Source organism: Flavobacterium sp. HTF, assembly GCF_003105115.1.
GTDB lineage: Bacteria > Bacteroidota > Bacteroidia > Flavobacteriales > Flavobacteriaceae > Flavobacterium.
In genome coordinates this window covers 1-16,935 of the sequence record NZ_QETH01000089.1, presented here as the reverse complement: position 1 = coordinate 16,935, position 16,935 = coordinate 1, and the positions used below count along the sequence as shown (strand labels likewise).

At 35.2% G+C, this 16,935-nt stretch carries 16 protein-coding genes; 6 read left to right on the top strand and 10 right to left on the bottom strand.

What is annotated here, in order from left to right:
* Positions 1–107 precede the first annotated feature (107 nt).
* The gene (locus DCO46_RS18855; protein ID WP_116754039.1) at positions 108–455 is read right to left on the bottom strand and encodes a hypothetical protein; all 348 of its coding nucleotides are present in this window, start codon (positions 453–455) and stop codon (positions 108–110) included.
* Positions 456–794: 339 nt separating this feature from the next.
* On the opposite strand from DCO46_RS18855, the gene DCO46_RS18850 reads away from it, so the two are divergent.
* Entirely contained in the window at positions 795–3,203 is a 2,409-nt protein-coding gene (locus DCO46_RS18850) for a PAS domain-containing protein (protein ID WP_243416357.1), read from the top strand.
* A gap of 38 nt (positions 3,204–3,241) precedes the next feature.
* Here DCO46_RS18850 and DCO46_RS18845 read toward each other — a convergent pair whose 3' ends face one another.
* Positions 3,242–3,673 (bottom strand): response regulator, encoded by a 432-nt coding sequence (locus tag DCO46_RS18845; RefSeq protein ID WP_116754037.1) that lies wholly within the window; start codon positions 3,671–3,673, stop codon positions 3,242–3,244.
* A 240-nt stretch (positions 3,674–3,913) separates the two neighbouring features.
* On the opposite strand from DCO46_RS18845, the gene DCO46_RS18840 reads away from it, so the two are divergent.
* Positions 3,914–4,414, top strand: a complete 501-nt coding sequence (locus DCO46_RS18840) for a pyridoxamine 5'-phosphate oxidase family protein (RefSeq protein ID WP_116754036.1) — start codon at positions 3,914–3,916, stop codon at positions 4,412–4,414.
* A 108-nt stretch (positions 4,415–4,522) separates the two neighbouring features.
* Here DCO46_RS18840 and DCO46_RS18835 read toward each other — a convergent pair whose 3' ends face one another.
* Positions 4,523–5,248: a DUF72 domain-containing protein gene (locus DCO46_RS18835; protein WP_116754035.1), complete on the bottom strand. Its 726-nt coding sequence runs from the start codon at positions 5,246–5,248 to the stop codon at positions 4,523–4,525.
* Entirely contained in the window at positions 5,245–5,976 is a 732-nt protein-coding gene (locus DCO46_RS18830; RefSeq protein ID WP_116754034.1) for a DNA-formamidopyrimidine glycosylase family protein, read from the bottom strand. Before DCO46_RS18830 ends, DCO46_RS18835 begins: the two co-directional genes overlap by 4 nt.
* Positions 5,977–6,157: 181 nt before the next feature.
* On the opposite strand from DCO46_RS18830, the gene DCO46_RS18825 reads away from it, so the two are divergent.
* Positions 6,158–6,628: a hypothetical protein gene (locus DCO46_RS18825; protein WP_116754033.1), complete on the top strand. Its 471-nt coding sequence runs from the start codon at positions 6,158–6,160 to the stop codon at positions 6,626–6,628.
* Between the two features lie 51 nt (positions 6,629–6,679).
* Here DCO46_RS18825 and DCO46_RS18820 read toward each other — a convergent pair whose 3' ends face one another.
* From DCO46_RS18820 to DCO46_RS18810, 3 genes are all read right to left on the bottom strand, one after another.
* Entirely contained in the window at positions 6,680–7,327 is a 648-nt protein-coding gene (locus tag DCO46_RS18820) for a DUF5661 family protein (protein ID WP_116754032.1), read from the bottom strand.
* A 147-nt stretch (positions 7,328–7,474) separates the two neighbouring features.
* Positions 7,475–8,566 (bottom strand): DNA topoisomerase IB, encoded by a 1,092-nt coding sequence (locus DCO46_RS18815; protein ID WP_116754031.1) that lies wholly within the window; start codon positions 8,564–8,566, stop codon positions 7,475–7,477.
* Positions 8,567–8,592: 26 nt separating this feature from the next.
* The gene (locus DCO46_RS18810) at positions 8,593–8,832 is read right to left on the bottom strand and encodes a Rho termination factor (RefSeq protein WP_116754030.1); all 240 of its coding nucleotides are present in this window, start codon (positions 8,830–8,832) and stop codon (positions 8,593–8,595) included.
* A 616-nt stretch (positions 8,833–9,448) separates the two neighbouring features.
* Between DCO46_RS18810 and DCO46_RS18805 the strand changes: the two genes are divergently transcribed.
* A complete protein-coding gene (locus DCO46_RS18805) occupies positions 9,449–10,036 on the top strand; it encodes a DUF4142 domain-containing protein (RefSeq protein ID WP_116754029.1) in 588 nt (195 codons plus the stop codon).
* A gap of 203 nt (positions 10,037–10,239) precedes the next feature.
* Here the strand turns inward: DCO46_RS18805 and DCO46_RS18800 are convergent, their stop codons facing one another.
* Both DCO46_RS18800 and DCO46_RS18795 read right to left on the bottom strand, forming a co-directional pair.
* Positions 10,240–10,644 (bottom strand): cupin domain-containing protein, encoded by a 405-nt coding sequence (locus tag DCO46_RS18800; RefSeq protein ID WP_116754028.1) that lies wholly within the window; start codon positions 10,642–10,644, stop codon positions 10,240–10,242.
* 243 nt (positions 10,645–10,887) lie between these two features.
* A complete protein-coding gene (locus DCO46_RS18795; RefSeq protein WP_116754027.1) occupies positions 10,888–11,760 on the bottom strand; it encodes a helix-turn-helix domain-containing protein in 873 nt (290 codons plus the stop codon).
* A gap of 224 nt (positions 11,761–11,984) precedes the next feature.
* Here DCO46_RS18795 and DCO46_RS18790 point away from each other — a divergent pair, with 224 nt between their 5' ends.
* Together DCO46_RS18790 and DCO46_RS18785 are read left to right on the top strand one after the other, a co-directional pair.
* A complete protein-coding gene (locus DCO46_RS18790) occupies positions 11,985–12,572 on the top strand; it encodes a Crp/Fnr family transcriptional regulator (RefSeq protein WP_116754026.1) in 588 nt (195 codons plus the stop codon).
* A gap of 101 nt (positions 12,573–12,673) precedes the next feature.
* Positions 12,674–13,852, top strand: a complete 1,179-nt coding sequence (locus DCO46_RS18785) for an MBL fold metallo-hydrolase (protein ID WP_116754025.1) — start codon at positions 12,674–12,676, stop codon at positions 13,850–13,852.
* A 107-nt stretch (positions 13,853–13,959) separates the two neighbouring features.
* Here DCO46_RS18785 and galA read toward each other — a convergent pair whose 3' ends face one another.
* Complete coding sequence (galA, locus tag DCO46_RS18780) at positions 13,960–16,791, bottom strand: beta-galactosidase GalA (RefSeq protein WP_116754024.1); 2,832 nt, start codon at positions 16,789–16,791, stop codon at positions 13,960–13,962.
* Positions 16,792–16,935 lie beyond the last annotated feature (144 nt).

Genomic DNA, 16,935 nt, shown 5'->3' with positions numbered 1-16,935 from the left:
AACGTTTAGTACTAAAGAAAAAAACAGCTACCCCGGGTATAATCCCTGAATAACTGTTCTCCTGCAAAATAATCGTCTGTTCTTTTTAATCTAATCTTAATTACTTATTACTCAGATGCAATTTCATTAATGTCTGCATTTTTAGAGTAATTTTTCTTCGGAATATCTTTAAAGAATTCTGCTTCTTCAAGATCCGCTGTAGGGCCATATCCTAACAAATGAGTTCCTTTTATTCCATTCTCGGTTTCTATTACGTATAAAATAGACATATCATCTGGATCGCTCATACCTTCATACCGGTGATGGGCAACAATAAAAATTTCTTCAGGTTTATAAGCTACTTTTGTATTGGTGTCTATCAGCGTTTCATTATTAAATAAAAAATTACTGGTGTAACCTTCATCCTGATATTTTTTTATATAGTCGGTTTCTTTTTTAGAATATTCGTTTTTCATGATCTCTATATTTATGTTAGATTTCCTTATTAGTTTATACCCAAATTTCATCATTCAGAACGATTAATCTTAACTCAATAGATTTAAATTTTACCTCATATAAAATCCAACTTTCATGATACTTTCAAAAAAAAGTTCAAAAAAAATACACATAAACAAAACATTATCAAATACTTAAGTACAACTCACCAATAATTGTATTTTTTAAATCAGGCCTCCATTTTAACTTTATTTAAACTTCAAAATGCAATTTATCGCAAAAATATACCGTATTAATTAGTACATTTATTGCAGGCAATTAATTATTTCAAATAGTTATTAATAAATTTCATGGCATATATGGATCACGATTTCCTTTCAAAAGGAGGCGAAATGGGAGCGTTAATGCGTGCCAAAGACTGGGACCAGACTCTTATTGGACCCGTCGATAAATGGCCGCAAAGTTTACGAACCACATTGGGAATTCTATTAAACTCAAAATTCCCGATGTTTTTATTTTGGGGAGAAGAATTAATTTGTTTTTATAATGACGCCTATCGTCCAAGTCTTGGAAATGATGGCAAACATCCTTCTATTTTAGGACAAAAAGGAGAAGAAGGATGGCCTGAAATCTGGGATTTTATAAAACCTCTTATTGACCAGGTTCTTATAGAAGGAGAAGCAACCTGGCATGAAGATCAATTTTTACCTATATACAGAAACGGAAAAATCGAAGATGTCTACTGGACTTTTAGTTACAGTCCCGTAAATGACGAATCGGGCCAAACAGCCGGAGTTTTGGTAATCTGTAATGAAACTACAGGCAAAGTCAAAATGGTAAAGGAACTGGAAGCCAGCACGACACGTTATCGCACAAATCTTTTGCAGACTCCGAGTGCCATGTGTGTATTCAGAGGTCCGGAATATAAGGTTGAAATTGTAAATACCCTTATGCTTGAATTGTGGGAACGAAAAGAGCATGAAGTGCTTAATAAACCCATTTTTGAAGCACTGCCAGAAGCTGCCAACCAGGGATTAGAAGAAATTTTACTCAATGTATATACTACAGGAGAAAGATATATTGCGTCTGAACGTTTAGTACGTCTTCTCCGAAAAGGAGAAATTGTTGATACCTATATTAATATAGTTTACGAAGCATTAAAAGAACATGATGGAATTATTTCCGGCATTGTAGCTGTTGCCAATGATGTTACTGTGCAGGTCGAAGCACGAAAAAAAGTAGAAGACGCAGAAGAAAGAGCAAGACTGGCAGGAGAAATTGCAGAAATTGCAACCTGGGATTTAGATGTGCCCAATCAGGCATTAATTTATTCTGAAAATCTGGCGACAATTTTTGGCCATGACAAAAGCAGTAAACTAATACGGTCTGACCTGCATAAACAAATTCATCCTGATGATTTTTATATACTGCAAAGAGCCTATAAAATGGCACTGCAGACGAGTGTTTATAAATATGAATCGCGTATCATAAAACCGGATAATTCCATTGCGTGGATAAGGGCACACGGCAAAATATTTTTTGACGAAAATAATGTTCCGTTAAAAATGATTGGTACTGTCATGGATATTACCGATGAGAAAAACCGTCAGCAGATTTTGATGAAGAGTGAAGAGAAATTCAGGCTTCTGGCAGATTCTATGCCACAGCATGTCTGGACAAGTGATGCACTTGGTAACCTGAATTATTTTAATCAGTCTGTTTATACGTATGCGGGATTATCTCCGGAAGCCGTGGATAAAAATGACTGGTTAAAAATTGTGCATCCTGATGACCGCGAAGCCAATATAAATGCCTGGATGGAAGCTGTAAATTCAGGAAATGACTTTTTATTTGAGCATCGTTTTCGCCGTCATGACGGACAATACAGATGGCAGCAGAGCCATGCAACGGCACAAAAAGACGAAGAAGGAAACATACAGATGTGGGTCGGAACCAGCACCGATATTCAGGATCAGAAAGATTTTACAAACAAGCTTGAAAGAGAAGTTTCTGAAAGAACCGCCCAGTTAGAAATTAAAAACAAGGATTTAATTAATATGAATATTGAATTACAATCCTTTGCCTATATTTCGAGTCATGACTTACAGGAACCCCTGAGAAAAATACAAACTTTTGCAAGCCGTCTGGCCGATCTGGATGAGCAGAATATTTCGGCGAAAGCCAAAACTTACTTAAACCGTATTGAAGTTTCTGCCAAAAGAATGCAGACTTTAATTCAGGATCTCCTCACCTATTCGAGAACAAATTCTGCTGAAAGAGTTTTTGTTAAAACAAATCTTGACGAAATTGCCGAAGAAGTTACAAGTGATTTTTCTGAACGTATAGAAGAAACAAATGCCATTGTAAATTTTCATCCTTTGGGAGAAATAACCGTTATACCTTTTCAGTTTAGGCAATTGTTGCATAATTTGATCGGAAACGCATTAAAGTTTTCCAAAAAGGACGAAGCTCCTTATATCGAAATTACGGCAAAAAGGGTTTTAGGCAGCGACTTAGGAATCCGTGTCAATTATCCTGAAAGAATCTATTATTGTCTAAAAATAGCGGATAACGGAATTGGTTTTGATGCTGAATACAGCGAAAGAATCTTTGAGGTTTTTCAGCGATTAAATACAGAGAGTGAATTTTCTGGTACGGGTATTGGTCTTGCAATCGTAAAAAAGATTGTAGAAAACCACAAAGGTATCATTACTGCACACAGCGAGAAAGGCAAAGGAGCAACTTTTGAAATTTATATTCCTGAATAAAAAAACGCCAGACTTACAATCTGGCGTTTTTGTTATATTTATGCTTTATAAACGAAATTTTTAGGGTCAGGAATAAATTTCTTCCAGTCGATTTCCAAAGCGTGTTCTATCGATTTTACGATATCTTTCATCAACACAGGCTTGGTTATAAAAAAATTGGCTCCGAGCATGCGGCATTTTTCTATAATTCCGGGTTCGCTTGATGTTGAAAAAATAACAACCGGAATATCATTTTTTTCTTCAGAACTTCTCAGTTCGGCTAAGACATCAAACCCATTTTTACCGGGCATATTCAGATCCAGAAAAACAACATGAGGCGTTGGTGGCGGATTATAAATTGCTGTCAGCAATTTATCGCCTCCATTGTATGTTTTGAGCTCTATTTTTTTAGACATAGATTCTACAGCATCAGTAAAGATGCTCAAATCATCTTCATCATCGTCTGTGTAGAATACGGTAAAATCTGTCATTGTTCTTTTAAAAGGTATTTTTAGATGTCAAAGGTAACGGAAATAAATTTATTTAACAATTTGTTTTTAAACCTCATCAAAAAAGAAATTGAAATCTCATAATTAATAAGTTAAATTCTATAACCCGTAAAGATATAAAAAAACCAACTTTGTTATAATCAACATTTTAAACTGATATCAGTTAAGATGGAGTGTTATAAACACAACTAATTTAATTAATTATATTAAAAAAATAAAGCCATGGGAGATCATAAAGACCTTACAGATGAACTTGCTGCAGACAAAATAAAAGATCTTGCAGGAGATATAAAAACATGTATGTTTTGTACTTATAAAGAAACCAGACTGCAATCCAGACCAATGAGTGTTCAGAAAATTGACGATCTGGGCAACTTATGGTTTTTGTCTGACAGAAACAGCAGCCAGAATGCAGAAATTACTCAAAACCCGCAGGTAGAAATCTTTTTTTCTTCACCACATGATAAGTTTCTGACTTTACACGGAAATGCCACTATTCTCTACAAAAGAGAAATTATTGAAGAATTATGGGATCCAATCGTAAAAGTATGGATGCCGGGAGGTATTGACGATCCAAACTTGAGTGTGATTAAAGTAGTTCCGGAAGATGGTTATTACTGGAACAACAAACACGGAAAAGTAGTCGCTATCGCAAAAATGACAGCCGCTTTTGTGACCGGAAAAACTATGGATGACGGTATTGAAGGAGAATTGCAATTGTAAATTCTAAACATTAAAAACATATAAGTGATATAAGTTAACTTAATAAAGCTATTGCTTTGTTCTTTTGTTAATTTATATCACTTATTTACTTTAAGACAAGTCTTTTCTTTATTTTGTTGACACTATCCCCTTAAACTCCAAAGCATTCTGAATTCCTTCTGTTCCGGCAGTATTATTAAAATAGACAAAAGATTGTTTGAACGAACCGGAAATTGTCTTTTTTATACTTTCTAAATCTTCAGTGGAATAGCCAGAATAAAACAGCTTTTTATTTCCGTGCAAACGAATATAAATTACAGGAAACTGAGTGAGAATATCTTCGGGTAAGCCGGGATAACTAACACTGCAAAATGTAATGTTATTTTGCAACAAACTATCCCACACTTCCTGATTCCACCAGCTTTGATGACGAAATTCAACTACGTTGACGAATTTTGTATTCAATGAATTTATAATATGCCCAAGTCTCTCAGGAGTAAAATTGTAACTTGGAGGAAGCTGAAATAATATTGGCCCCAGTTTTTCTTTTAAACCTGTCTCACAAAAATTATAAAAATCGGACAACAGTGTTTCACACCCAATAAACTTTTTAAAGTGCGTTATATCTTTGGGAGCCTTAACAGAAAAAAGAAAATTTTCGGGCACTTTTTTATACCAGTTTTCGAATATACGTACTGTTGGAAATTTATAAAATGTCCCGTTCATTTCATACGTATCAAAATGCTGGCAATAATAATCGAACCATTTGGATGTTGGTAAATCTTCCGGATAAAAAATGCCTTTCCAGTAACGGTTGTTATAGCTCGAACATCCTGTTTCTACATGTTTTTTCATTGATATAAATTTTGACAGTTAGTACAAAAAAAACTTCTTCGTTTTTTTACGCCGGTTTGTTTTTTGTGCAAAGGAAGATCACAGCGCAGGCAGACTTTTTTAGTATGCGCAAGCCAGTGTTGTTTCAGTTCATAATTTTTTTTCCATTCAAGAAACTGAAAACTGTAAATAGAGCATTCATCAATAATTTCTTTTAATTTATCCTCCGGGATTTTCCCCACTCTGGATTCCGGATGGACATAACATCGGTATAATACTTCATTTTTGATAATATTCCCTACTCCCGAAAATATATTCTGGTCAAGAACGGCATCGCAGATCATTTGCTTTGGGATTTTATCTAGACTTTCTTTTGCTTTTTGGGGATTCCAGCTTTTGTTCATGACATCTTCATACCAGTTATAGTGAAGATTAATTTCTCCTTCGAGAATTTTAACCGAACAGGTATAAAAATTTAGTTCTCCATTTGCAAAAACGAGACTTAATCTGGGTGTTAATTCTTTTCTTTCATTAATCCGGTACGTTCCAAACATGAGCAGATGAATCTTGACGGTAAAATCATCAAAACATATCAGAAAATGTTTTCCCCAGGTCTTAAAAGATTCGATTGTTTTTCCGTTCAGGCGTTCTATATCAATAGCACTGCTCCCGAAAGCAGAAAGTATTTTTTGTCCCGAAAATTGCCGGGTTTCTTCTTCGAGTATTCGTATTGACGGACCTTCAGGCATGACAAATTAATTTTGCGTTAAACATTTAAAATTAGTCTCAAAGAAGAACTAATCCGTTATACCATTTCTGGATGTAATTACATCATAAACATCTGTAAATTATGAAATTAGCAATTTTAATTTTATAAAAATAATCCAGAATGCTACTGTAGCTTTGTAAAACAAACTTAATTATACTATCATGGAAACTAAAGAACAAAACATTAGAACTTCTGAAAACAGAAGAGCTAACCTGAATAAGCAGAATGCTATTATGAACGAAGCACTTTATAATAACGACGAATTGAAAAAGGGACATCAGCATTTTGGTGATGTTCGTGATTACGGCCATACGGTACGTAATGGATATGATCCTAATAAAGCGATTCCGAATCAGCAGCAACTCTCAAACGATGAAGATGATTTTGATGAAGTAGATGACTTAGACGATGATTTTCATGCGCCGGGCGATCTTGACCATGAAGGTGATGTACTAAATGATGATTTTGACAATCCTAAAGATATTGATGACGATTTTCTGGAAACCGAAAAAGATCTTGAAGATATCGATGAAGATGATGAGGAGGAAATTGAAGATGATCTCGAAGAAGACGAAATTGAAGAAGAAGATCCGGGAGAAAATTATCCTGATAATGATCCGAGGAAATTTTAACTATAAATAAAAAACCGTTAAAGTGTATTTAACGGTTTTTTTATGTTTTGCTTAATCTCCAATTTTTTCTAAAGGCGGAATATCGTCCATACGTTCCAGGCGTTCTGCAAGGCCTGATCTGGCTTCATTTAGTTCCTGTTCGGCTTTACCTAATTCTTTATACCACTCTTCTTTTCCTGTGGTCGAATTTTCGATTTTACGCATGATTTCGTAAATCTCGCCCTGTGCTTCCATCACGGCCAGTCTTTTGTAATAAGTGAGGGTTTCGGTCATGTGTGCAAGGGCAATCATGGCGGTCAGAAACGGATGGTTATTGGTTACATTTACCGCTTTAATTTTACCATGTTCCAATTCCACCTTCAAGGCAAAAGCAAATTCTTCCATATTGAATCTTTCGTGTTTGCTTTGCGGATTCAAATAGGCTTTGATTGCTTTTACATTATTCATAGTCGAAAGATCGACATCTGTGTTTTTATTTTCGTTTAGATCTTTGTAGACAACCGCAGCAATGGCTCTTGCCTCGTCAATTGTCGGATCGTTTTCAGGATTTTCAAAATCTCTTACAGACCAGTCCCAGTTTTGTGGATGAACAGGTTTGATGTATTTTTCGCAAAAATCTGTTACATCATTTTTTAAACTTACCAGTTCGTCATTTCTTCTGATATAAACATCCTGATAAGTCCCACTTTTAGTTCCCATAACTTTTAAATTTGTTTTAAATTAAAACGACACATTTACCTAAAGATATATGTGCCGTTTTTTGTTTCCCCAATTTGAACTCCTTTTACATAGCAAAGTTCCTGTAATTTATAGAAAGTGATTAACTCAATAGACTCAATTATTAGCTCAATCCGTTTGAAAATCGGGCTGAAAACTGCCAATTAATTCAGAAAAAACGACTTCTGAACGTGAAAAATATTTTTGGTTGCTTCTGTTTTTACGGAGTTTCTCGAAATATTCCTTAATTGAACCATCTTCGTATCCTGCCACAATCAAAGGATGCACATAATAGTTTTTGCAGACACTTCTTGTGTTTCCCAGTGCCTCTGCAGTGACATCAATGGCAGTCAGGACATTTTTCTTAATCTCTTTTTCGTCTTCTGCAATTCCGATGTTCATCAATGTTTCAAAAAATATTAACGATGCGGCCCAGGTCCTGAAATCTTTGGCGCTAAAATATTTTCCTGTAATTTCATGAAGATATTGATTAACCATATGACTGTCAAGAACCTTACGTTCACCATTTTCGTCATAATATTTAAAAACTTCCCAACCCGGAATTTCCTCGCATCGGCTTACCAGTTTTATCAATTGTTTGTTTCGGGTGGTGATGGTATGCTGTTTTCCCTTTTTCCCGACAAATTCAAAACGCAAAGAATTTCGGTCAATATTAATATGTCTTTTTCGCAAAGTCGAAAGTCCGTACGATTTGTTGTCTTTGGCATATTTCTCATTCCCTATCCTGATGTGGGTTTCTTCCATTAAACGGATTACAAGAGCAACAACCTTATCCTTGTTCCATTCTTTTTGTTCCAGATCCTGATCTACTTTTTTTCTGATTGCCGGCAGGTATTTTCCGAATTCGGCTATCTTATAGAATTTGGTCTGATTACGAATAAGATTCCATCTTGGATGGTATCGATATTGTTTCCTGTTTTTGACATCTGTACCAACAGCCTGCAGATGTCCATTGGTTAAGTCTGCAATTTTGACATTTTCCCAGGCAGGCGGAAGCACTAAGCTATTAAAGCGTTTTATTTCGCCTTTGCTTTTGATGCACCTTCCGTTCTTTTTATAAATAAACCCCTCACCTTCTCTGCAACGCTGTATGTTCAGAGTATGCTCATTTACATATATTAAATCGAGTTTTTCTAAAACTAATTGAGGCGTTTTAATCAACTGTTCTATTAATTTTTCCTGGTTAAGTTTAGCCTTCATACTATTAAAATGATTTCTATAGATTGTTAATTGTTACGCAACGCCTTAATAAGGCTTTTTTTGGCCATGTAAGATCTTCCGGAAATACCTACTTTTCTGGCTTGCTGGTACAACTCTTCTTTTGTCCATTCTTCGTAAGGTTTAGCTCTTCCTCCTTTTTCACCAGAATTTGGTGTATTGGCAATGCGGGCAGATTTTTCTTTACTATAGCCTTTTTCTAAAAGGGCGTTGTACTGTTCTTCGTTTTTAATTCTTGCATCTGGCATGATAATAAGTTTTTAGATTATTAGAATGTATGGTACTTTCAAAATTCACTAAAAACTTACAAAAAACGTTATAGAATTACTATTACAAGTTTTCATAATTAACTCTATGCCTATTGTATATAAAAAATCCCAATTCTTGTAGAATTGGGATTGGTAGATATACTTAAGTAGCTAATGATGAAAATAATGTGTTATTTTCCTATTTCATCTATAGAGTCAGATGTTTTTTGTTTGATTCTGATTAATTTCAATCCCAATTTCATAATAAAAAATGTCAATAGGATAAAAAGACCTATCATTAAAATGCAGCCGATAAGAAAACCAATTCCTTGTGCTATAGAATGGTTTAGTTGGCTATAATATTCACTACAGCTCTAAATGATACTATCATTACAATAAATGCAAAGAAAATACCCAATAGGATCAAACCCCACCCAAAAATTCTTTTTAGAATCATATTCACTTTAGTTTATTTTTTAACAAAGCTAAGATAGTTTTATTTATAAACAGCTAAGCAATCCTCATGTTTGAATCCTGTAACATTATAAAAAAATGATGTAAAACATTTCCTTCAGCTTCTAAATACTTTTACACTATAACATTTAAACCACAAATCATGAAAAAGTTACTATTAGCAGGAAAAGTTATTTTAGGCGCCGGACTAATCATTATATTCCTAAATTCCTGTAAAAACGAAACTAAACAAGAAGACCCGCAAGAAGTTGCTGAGGATAGTAATGAAGCAAAATTTGATTCTATAGATTCTAAAGAAGATGATTCTCAATATATAGTAGATATCGCATCTATCAATTTAGCTGAAATAGAATTAGGAAAACTGGCTCAGACAAAAAGTACAAATCCTGAAGTGAAAAAATTTGGTAAAACAATGGTTGACGATCATACTAAATTAGCTTCTGAAGTAAGTGCTTTAGCGAAAGCAAAAAACTTTACGCTGCCAACTTCATTAACAGAAGAAGGTCAGGAAGAATATAAAAAACTAAATGAAAAAACAGGTGTTGATTTTGACAAAAAATTTGCTGATATGATGGTCGATGGTCACCAAAAAGCAATTGATCAGGTTAGAAAAACAGCTGAAAACGCTACAGATCAGGATGTTAAACTTTGGGCTTCTAATAGTGTTGCCGGACTTACTGCACACTTAGAGCATGCAAAACTGCTTAAAGAAAGTTTAGATAAAAAATAGAATTGGTATTGGTATTTTTTTTTGGGGAAACCCCTGGACAGCAATGTTCAGGGGTTTTATTTTTTTTTAAGGTTCTGAGATTCTAAGGTTCTAAGGGACTAAGTTTTCTTAAAAAATTTTGATTCTTAGAGTCTTAAAACCTTAGAATCTCAGAACCTCAGAACCTTAGCAACTTAGAACCTTAGTCCCTTAGAACCTTAACATTAATCCAGGAAACCATTATACTCTTCATCAGTAACGCTGTTTAACCAGATTCCCGAACCTTTGTCTATTTCTGTGATGATCGATATATGCGAAAATCTGCTGAAAGGCGTTGCGCCATACCAATGCTCAATACCCGGTAAAATAGTCAGCACCTGACCTTTATGAACCAGTCGCATTGCTTTGCCTCTTTCCTGATAATATCCAATCCCGTCTGTTGCTATTAGCAGCTGTAAACTGGAATTGATATGCCAGTTGCTTCTTGAACCCGTCTCAAAAGCAACATCTTTTATAACTGTATTTTGTGGATGAATATCGCTGGTTTGTTTTTTATAAGAAACATTTCCAGTCATATACGTATTCGGAATTTTACCTTCTTCAGTAACTGTTGTGTATTTTGCTGACATAAAATTAGTTATTAAATTGAGTTTTGTTTAAAATTTATTTGAGTAATACCGTTTTGCCTTACTTTGTTATAAAGCTTTTATTTTTATTATTACTGAACTGAATGAAGCAAAGAATCTGCTTATGAAGTTGTATTTAGTCCGTAAAAATGTGATATAAGATGAATTATCTGAGGGCAAATTTACAGCAGTAAATCTGATCAGATATAATGAAATTCAAACAAAAAATTAAGAATTTCAAACAATTTACATTCTCAACGATTTCGGAACCGTTCCTGTAAGCCTTTTGAAGTAATTATTAAAGTAACTCGGATATTCAAATCCTAACGAAAAACCGATATCGGCAACACTCCAGTCCGTATGCTGCAATAAGGCTTTTGCTTCTCCGATGATTCTCTCCGTAATATGTGCCGTTGTTGATTTTCCGGTAATTTCTTTTACCGAACGGTTTAAATGATTGACATGAACAGCCAGGTTTTGCGCATAATCCTGTGGCGTTTTTAACAAAAGCGGCTGATCTTTAGTATCTATCGGAAATTGTCTTTCCAGAAGATCCAGAAATAATGAAGTTATTCTGGAAGATGCGTTTTTATGTTTAAAGAAGTTTTCCGAAGGCTGCATTTTCATGGATTCATGAATAATTAGATTGATATAATTTCGCATCAAATCATCTTTAAAAACATAATCCGTATCCTGCTCTACAATCATTTTCTGGAATAATGATGTTATAAAAGTCTTTTGTTCAGCCGATAAATAAAATATCGGCGTTCCGCTGATCTTAAACAACGGGCATTCATGAAGGGTTTCTGAACGGTCATTTACCCTTAAAAATTCCTCTGTAAAAACGCAGGCAAAACCATTATAAGATTCTGAAAGCAACTCCCATGAATACGGAATATGCGGATTACCAAAAAACAAAGTCGTCCCATTAGTTTCAATCCCCCTGTCTGCATATTGAATCAGACTTTGCCCAGTACTAATACTGATTTTGTAGAAATCCCTGCGGTTATACGTGGGTATAACGCTGCAGTCTGTTCCTATCTGATAAACCTTAAAACCTTTGAGTTTTAACTCCGAAGTATTGAAGTCAACTGGCTGAGAAGTAGAATATTCGTTCATGAGGCAAAGTTATGAAATTCAAACAAAAAAAAATAATTTTAAAATTTCAATAAAAAAATCCCAAATTCCAATTACCTGGTGGAGTTTAAAATAGACAATTCTCAATTATTACTTTTGGAATTTGGAATTTCATTATTGGAAATTCCAACTCGGTTTGGAATTTGGAATTTCACTATTGGAATTTTCTACTAAATTTGGATTTCAAAAATCTTTACCTTTACTGAATGAAAGACGTATTACCGGTAATAAATTATATAGAACGCTATGTTGCTTTATCAGATGAAGAAAAAAATCATCTGGCTTCTTATTTGAAAATTACCAAAGTCAAAAAAAGACAATTTATTGTACAGCCCGGTTTTGTATGTAATCATAAAAGTTATGTGGTAAAAGGCGCTTTCAGAGGTTATCTGGTAGACAATGAAGGAAAAGAACACACCTTGTCATTTGCCATAGAAGACTGGTGGATTTCGGATTACAGCAGTCTTATTTATCAGGAACCCGCAACTTTGTTTGTAGAAGCCCTGGAAGATTCAGTTCTTATACAAATTGCCTATGAAGACGAACAGAAGTTTTTGGCAGAAATTCCGAAACTCGAAAAATTCGAACGTATTATTACCCAGCGTTCATTAGCCTTTCAGCAAAAAAGATTGTTGTCAAATTTTACCAAAACAGCCGAAGAACGCTATGATGAATTTATGAGCAAATATGCCGCAATTGCAAAACGCGTCCCTCAATACGCACTGGCTTCTTATCTGGGTTTCAGCACCGAGTATCTAAGCAAAATACGCAACGGTAAAACATCAAAAAGTTAAACCAGTTCAACCTTATTTCCTAAACCAGTTCATTTTTATTTTTCTTATTCTGTCCCAGATTTGCAGTGTCAATACCGACAAATAATTTTAATAAAATAAAAATGAAAAAGTCAATTTTTTCCAGCAATACAGAACGTCTTTCTTTATTGTTCTTTCTGCTGCTTTCATTCGGTTTTAATGTTGCTGCACAAAACAAAAACACAAATCAGAAAGCTCAGGTTTTCCATATCCGGAATTACTTTACCGAAGCTTATCTGGTAAAAGGCAATTCCGAAAAATTAGTGTTAATTGAAACCGGAGTTCCGGTTGCCGGTTATCAGGACAGTTTGGTAAATTCAATTAAAAAAATGGGTTTTAAACCTGAAAATATTACTCTGGCAATTGTTACGCACGGCCACGGGGATCATGCGGGAAATGCACGTTTTTTACAGCAAACCTTCAAAATTAAAATTGCCGGGAGCAAAGCCGATTTGGACAAGTTTACTTCAGGTAAAACAGAACTGGCTAAATCAGAAGACGTTAGCATTTGGGGTACCCGTCTTCGCCCTTACACAGATTTAAATTATCAGCCTTTTACACCGGATGTTATTGTTGAAAATACTGTTGACCTGACAAAATATGGTGTCAATGGTAAAATTATTCCGATCAAAGGCGGACATACTCCCGGTGATTTATTAGTATTAATTGATGAAAATCTTTTTGTTGGTGATGCTTTTTTGGGAACATTTAAAGCACAAGGCGGTGGATTAGCTCCTGACAATCATCACGTAAGAGAGCATTTTTTTCATGAAGACAAACAACTTGCTGATCAGAACTTGAAAGTGATTGAAAAAATTGCTTTACAAAACAATGTCAAAACTATTTATCCTACTCACAATGGCCCGGTCACTACTTCTGAGTTAACAAAATACATCAGGGAAGAACCTTTATTGAGACTTTTATCCAAACAGGAAAATGACTTATTGAGTGATGTAGTAAAAGGAAAACAGGATTTAGCCAATCAATTGTTATCTGCCGGTTTTGTGCTGCAGTCTGTTGATCAAAATGATTACAATAAAAAAGAATTCATTGAAAACTATATTACGCAGCCTAAAAATAAAATAGAGTCTTTGGCAGCCGAAGATTTCAGGATTGTATATTCTAATGAAAATACAGCTGTTTTAACTTATATTGAAACGATTAAAATTCAGGGTAAAGAGGCTGTAAACCTTTCTATAATTGAAACTTACAGTAAAGAAAATAATAACTGGAAACTGGTTTACAAGAAAGGGATTAACTAAGTTTTTTTGTTTTAGTTTTTTGTTTCAGGTTTCAGGTTTCACGTTCCAATGTGAACTTGAAACCTGAAACTTGGAACTTGGAACTTAAAATTTGAAACAAATTTTTTTCATTTTCTCAGGCTAACATTCAGAGTTCCGGTTTTTAACTTTTTTCCTGTGGCTGTAACTGTAATATCATTCCCGCTTCCGTCAGTCTGTACGATTATCTGTGCATACCCGTTAAAAAGCCTGCGTTTCCATTGTTCTGAAGGTATTATTACCTGAATAATTCCCGGATCAGTATTCAGAACATCCCATTCTTTTTCTTTCTGAAGCGGTTTCGCAACAATATGAATCGTATTTTTTCCTTGTCTGAGAATAGCCGTATTTAGCACATATTTATTAGGATCTTCGGTAGTTGGCTGAATAATATTGCCGTTGACAAAAATGGTACTTTCCAGTCCGATTTTTTTATAAAAGAAAGTAACGGTGTTTACTTTTGCATTATTTTTTAATTCGAACTGGCCACGGTATGCATATGAAGGCGCCTGGTTTTTATAATCCCTGTCTTTAAAAGCTTCTTTCCAGCCCTCCTCTGTATTTGCAGACAATTGTTTTGAAGCATCAGCAGTTGTTGCTTTTCGTTCCTGAAAATTAGTGATGGCAACCAGCGAAATTTCATCCAGAAATGTATCTTTTTCCAAAGAGGTCGGATTCCCGTTTCCAACTCCAATAATCTTTCCTCCTTTTACATCAAATTTAATTTCATCATTGGCATTAGGTACATGCAGTCCCTTTTTATCGGTAGTTTCTACGGTGATAACCGCAATTTCAGCATTAGCGAGGATTTGTTTGTGAGCTGTTAATTTTATATTTTCTTCAATTTCGGTAGTTTTCTGAACATCAGAAAGTATCTTTTTTCCGTTTTTATAACCAACAGCTTCAAGTGTTCCTGCTTCGTACTTTACTTTCCATTCCAAATGTCCTAAACGTTCCATTTTCTTTTTCCCAAGACTTTTCTTGTTTAGGAAAAGTTCGACTTCATCACAGTTAGAATATGCCCAGACATCAATTTCTTTGCCTTCTCTTCCAGCCCAGTTCCAGTGTGGTAATAAATGCAAAACGGGTTCTTTTCCCCACCAGGATTTTAAGTAAAACACATTGTCTTTCGGAAAACCGCAAACATCCATCATTCCAAAATAAGACGTAACCGACGGCCAGCCGTATGGGGTTGGTTCTCCGCGATAATCGAATCCTGTCCAGATAAACATTCCTGCCAGATAAGGTCTTTCGGCATAAAATTTCCAGCCTTCTTCAATACTGTAAAAAGAAGGCCGCGGTTTTTTATCATACGCACTTTGATAATGTTTGGCATCATCCGAGAAATAAACACCACGTGTAGCAAAAGTAGAACCTTCCTCCGTTCCCATTCCGGGTTGTTGTTTAAACTGATTGCGATGTGCGTCAATATCTCCGTTTCCGAGATAATTATACCCCATGATCTTCACTACAGACGAAATTCCGCTTTTAAAACCGCTGCTGATTCCGACCGTTACAGGTCTGGTAGGATCGATGTTTTTTGCAAAACCCTGCATAACATTCGTGATGCGTTCGCCGGTGCTATTTCCTTCAATATTCCATTCCTCATTTCCAACCGACCAGCAAAAAATACTCGGATGGTTTCGGTCACGCTCCATCATTCTTTTCAAATCGTTCAGATGGTAATCGTTAATTCCCATTAAACGGGTTTCGTCAATAACCAGCATTCCAAGTTTATCGCAGGCTTCGAGTAATTCAGGCGTTGGCGGATTGTGCGAACAGCGATACGCATTGGACCCCATTTCCTTGAGTTTCTGAATTCTGAAATATTGTAACTCATCCGGAATTGCAGCGCCGACTCCCGCATGATCCTGATGATTGTTTGTTCCCTGAAGTTTGATGTTTTTCCCATTCAGAAAGAAACCTTTTTCCGGATCAAACCGAATTGTTCTGATTCCGAAAGAAGTTTCATAACTGTCAACAATCTGATCTTTTTGTTTAATCTGAGTGACCAGACGATATAAGTTCGGAGTATCAATATCCCACAATAAAGGATTTTTTACATTAATTTTTGAAGTAAATTTTGCCGTTTTATAAAAATCCGGAGCTGTTGCACTTTCAGAAACTGTTGCAATCTGGTTTCCTGTAGCATCCAGTATATTTTGTACAATTTCAATTGATCCTTTGTAATTTCCTTTATTCTCAATAGTAACTTCTGCAGAAACTACGGCATCATTATTTTGAATTTCCGATGTTACATAAGTTCCATTTTGAGCTACATGCAGAGGATTTGTCTTTTTTAAATACACATGACGGTAGATTCCGGCACCTTCATAAAACCAGCCTTCTTCCATGGAAGCATCAGCGCGAACGACGATTATATTTTCACTTCCGTAATTGACGTAAGCAGTTACATCGTATTCAAAACCATTATACCCGCTTTCTTCTGTTCCGAGAAAATGGCCGTTAAACCAAACTTTTGAATTTCTGAAAACACCATCAAATTGTATTGAAATTACACGCCCAAGATCTGTTTTCGGAATGTTGATTTTTTTTCGGTACCAGCCAATACTTTTCTCCGGATAACCTTTTCCGGCTGCTTTAAATCCGTGGCTAAAACTTGCCTTTTCACTAAAATCCTGCTCTACTGCCCAGTCGTGCGGAAGATCTAATTTTCGCCACGCCCGGTCATCAAATCCGGGTGCGGCCGGCCCGTCACCAAATCCTGTTTTGGCCAAATACGAGAAATAACTGGTGGCATGTCCAAAATCCTTATCAGTATCATATAAATGCCCAACGGAGAAACTCCAGTTTTTATCAATCAGTTCCTGATTTCTTTCTGATTTATTTTGCCCTAAAGCACTAAATGAGAACAAAATAGAAAAGTATATAAGAATTCCCTGCAGAGAAATGATTTTCATAATAAATGTGGTTAGCAAAAGAAAGTTAGGAAATAGCCATAAAAATATTGTTTTTAAACTGATTAAAACAATAGTATTTAATCAAATTATAATCTTATATCTGTATATATCAGAAAATGGCCTCTTAGAATTTAGAATCATTCT

Excerpts from the sequence above, each read along its gene's own strand:
- DCO46_RS18855 (WP_116754039.1), bottom strand. The coding sequence starts at position 455 with ATGAAAAACGAATATTCTAAAAAAGAAACCGACTATATAAAAAAATAT.
- DCO46_RS18850 (WP_243416357.1), top strand. The coding sequence starts at position 795 with ATGGATCACGATTTCCTTTCAAAAGGAGGCGAAATGGGAGCGTTAATG.
- DCO46_RS18845 (WP_116754037.1), bottom strand. The coding sequence starts at position 3,673 with ATGACAGATTTTACCGTATTCTACACAGACGATGATGAAGATGATTTG.
- DCO46_RS18840 (WP_116754036.1), top strand. The coding sequence starts at position 3,914 with ATGGGAGATCATAAAGACCTTACAGATGAACTTGCTGCAGACAAAATA.
- DCO46_RS18835 (WP_116754035.1), bottom strand. The coding sequence starts at position 5,248 with ATGAAAAAACATGTAGAAACAGGATGTTCGAGCTATAACAACCGTTAC.
- DCO46_RS18830 (WP_116754034.1), bottom strand. The coding sequence starts at position 5,976 with ATGCCTGAAGGTCCGTCAATACGAATACTCGAAGAAGAAACCCGGCAA.
- DCO46_RS18825 (WP_116754033.1), top strand. The coding sequence starts at position 6,158 with ATGGAAACTAAAGAACAAAACATTAGAACTTCTGAAAACAGAAGAGCT.
- DCO46_RS18820 (WP_116754032.1), bottom strand. The coding sequence starts at position 7,327 with ATGGGAACTAAAAGTGGGACTTATCAGGATGTTTATATCAGAAGAAAT.
- DCO46_RS18815 (WP_116754031.1), bottom strand. The coding sequence starts at position 8,566 with ATGAAGGCTAAACTTAACCAGGAAAAATTAATAGAACAGTTGATTAAA.
- DCO46_RS18810 (WP_116754030.1), bottom strand. The coding sequence starts at position 8,832 with ATGCCAGATGCAAGAATTAAAAACGAAGAACAGTACAACGCCCTTTTA.
- DCO46_RS18805 (WP_116754029.1), top strand. The coding sequence starts at position 9,449 with ATGAAAAAGTTACTATTAGCAGGAAAAGTTATTTTAGGCGCCGGACTA.
- DCO46_RS18800 (WP_116754028.1), bottom strand. The coding sequence starts at position 10,644 with ATGTCAGCAAAATACACAACAGTTACTGAAGAAGGTAAAATTCCGAAT.
- DCO46_RS18795 (WP_116754027.1), bottom strand. The coding sequence starts at position 11,760 with ATGAACGAATATTCTACTTCTCAGCCAGTTGACTTCAATACTTCGGAG.
- DCO46_RS18790 (WP_116754026.1), top strand. The coding sequence starts at position 11,985 with ATGAAAGACGTATTACCGGTAATAAATTATATAGAACGCTATGTTGCT.
- DCO46_RS18785 (WP_116754025.1), top strand. The coding sequence starts at position 12,674 with ATGAAAAAGTCAATTTTTTCCAGCAATACAGAACGTCTTTCTTTATTG.
- galA (WP_116754024.1), bottom strand. The coding sequence starts at position 16,791 with ATGAAAATCATTTCTCTGCAGGGAATTCTTATATACTTTTCTATTTTG.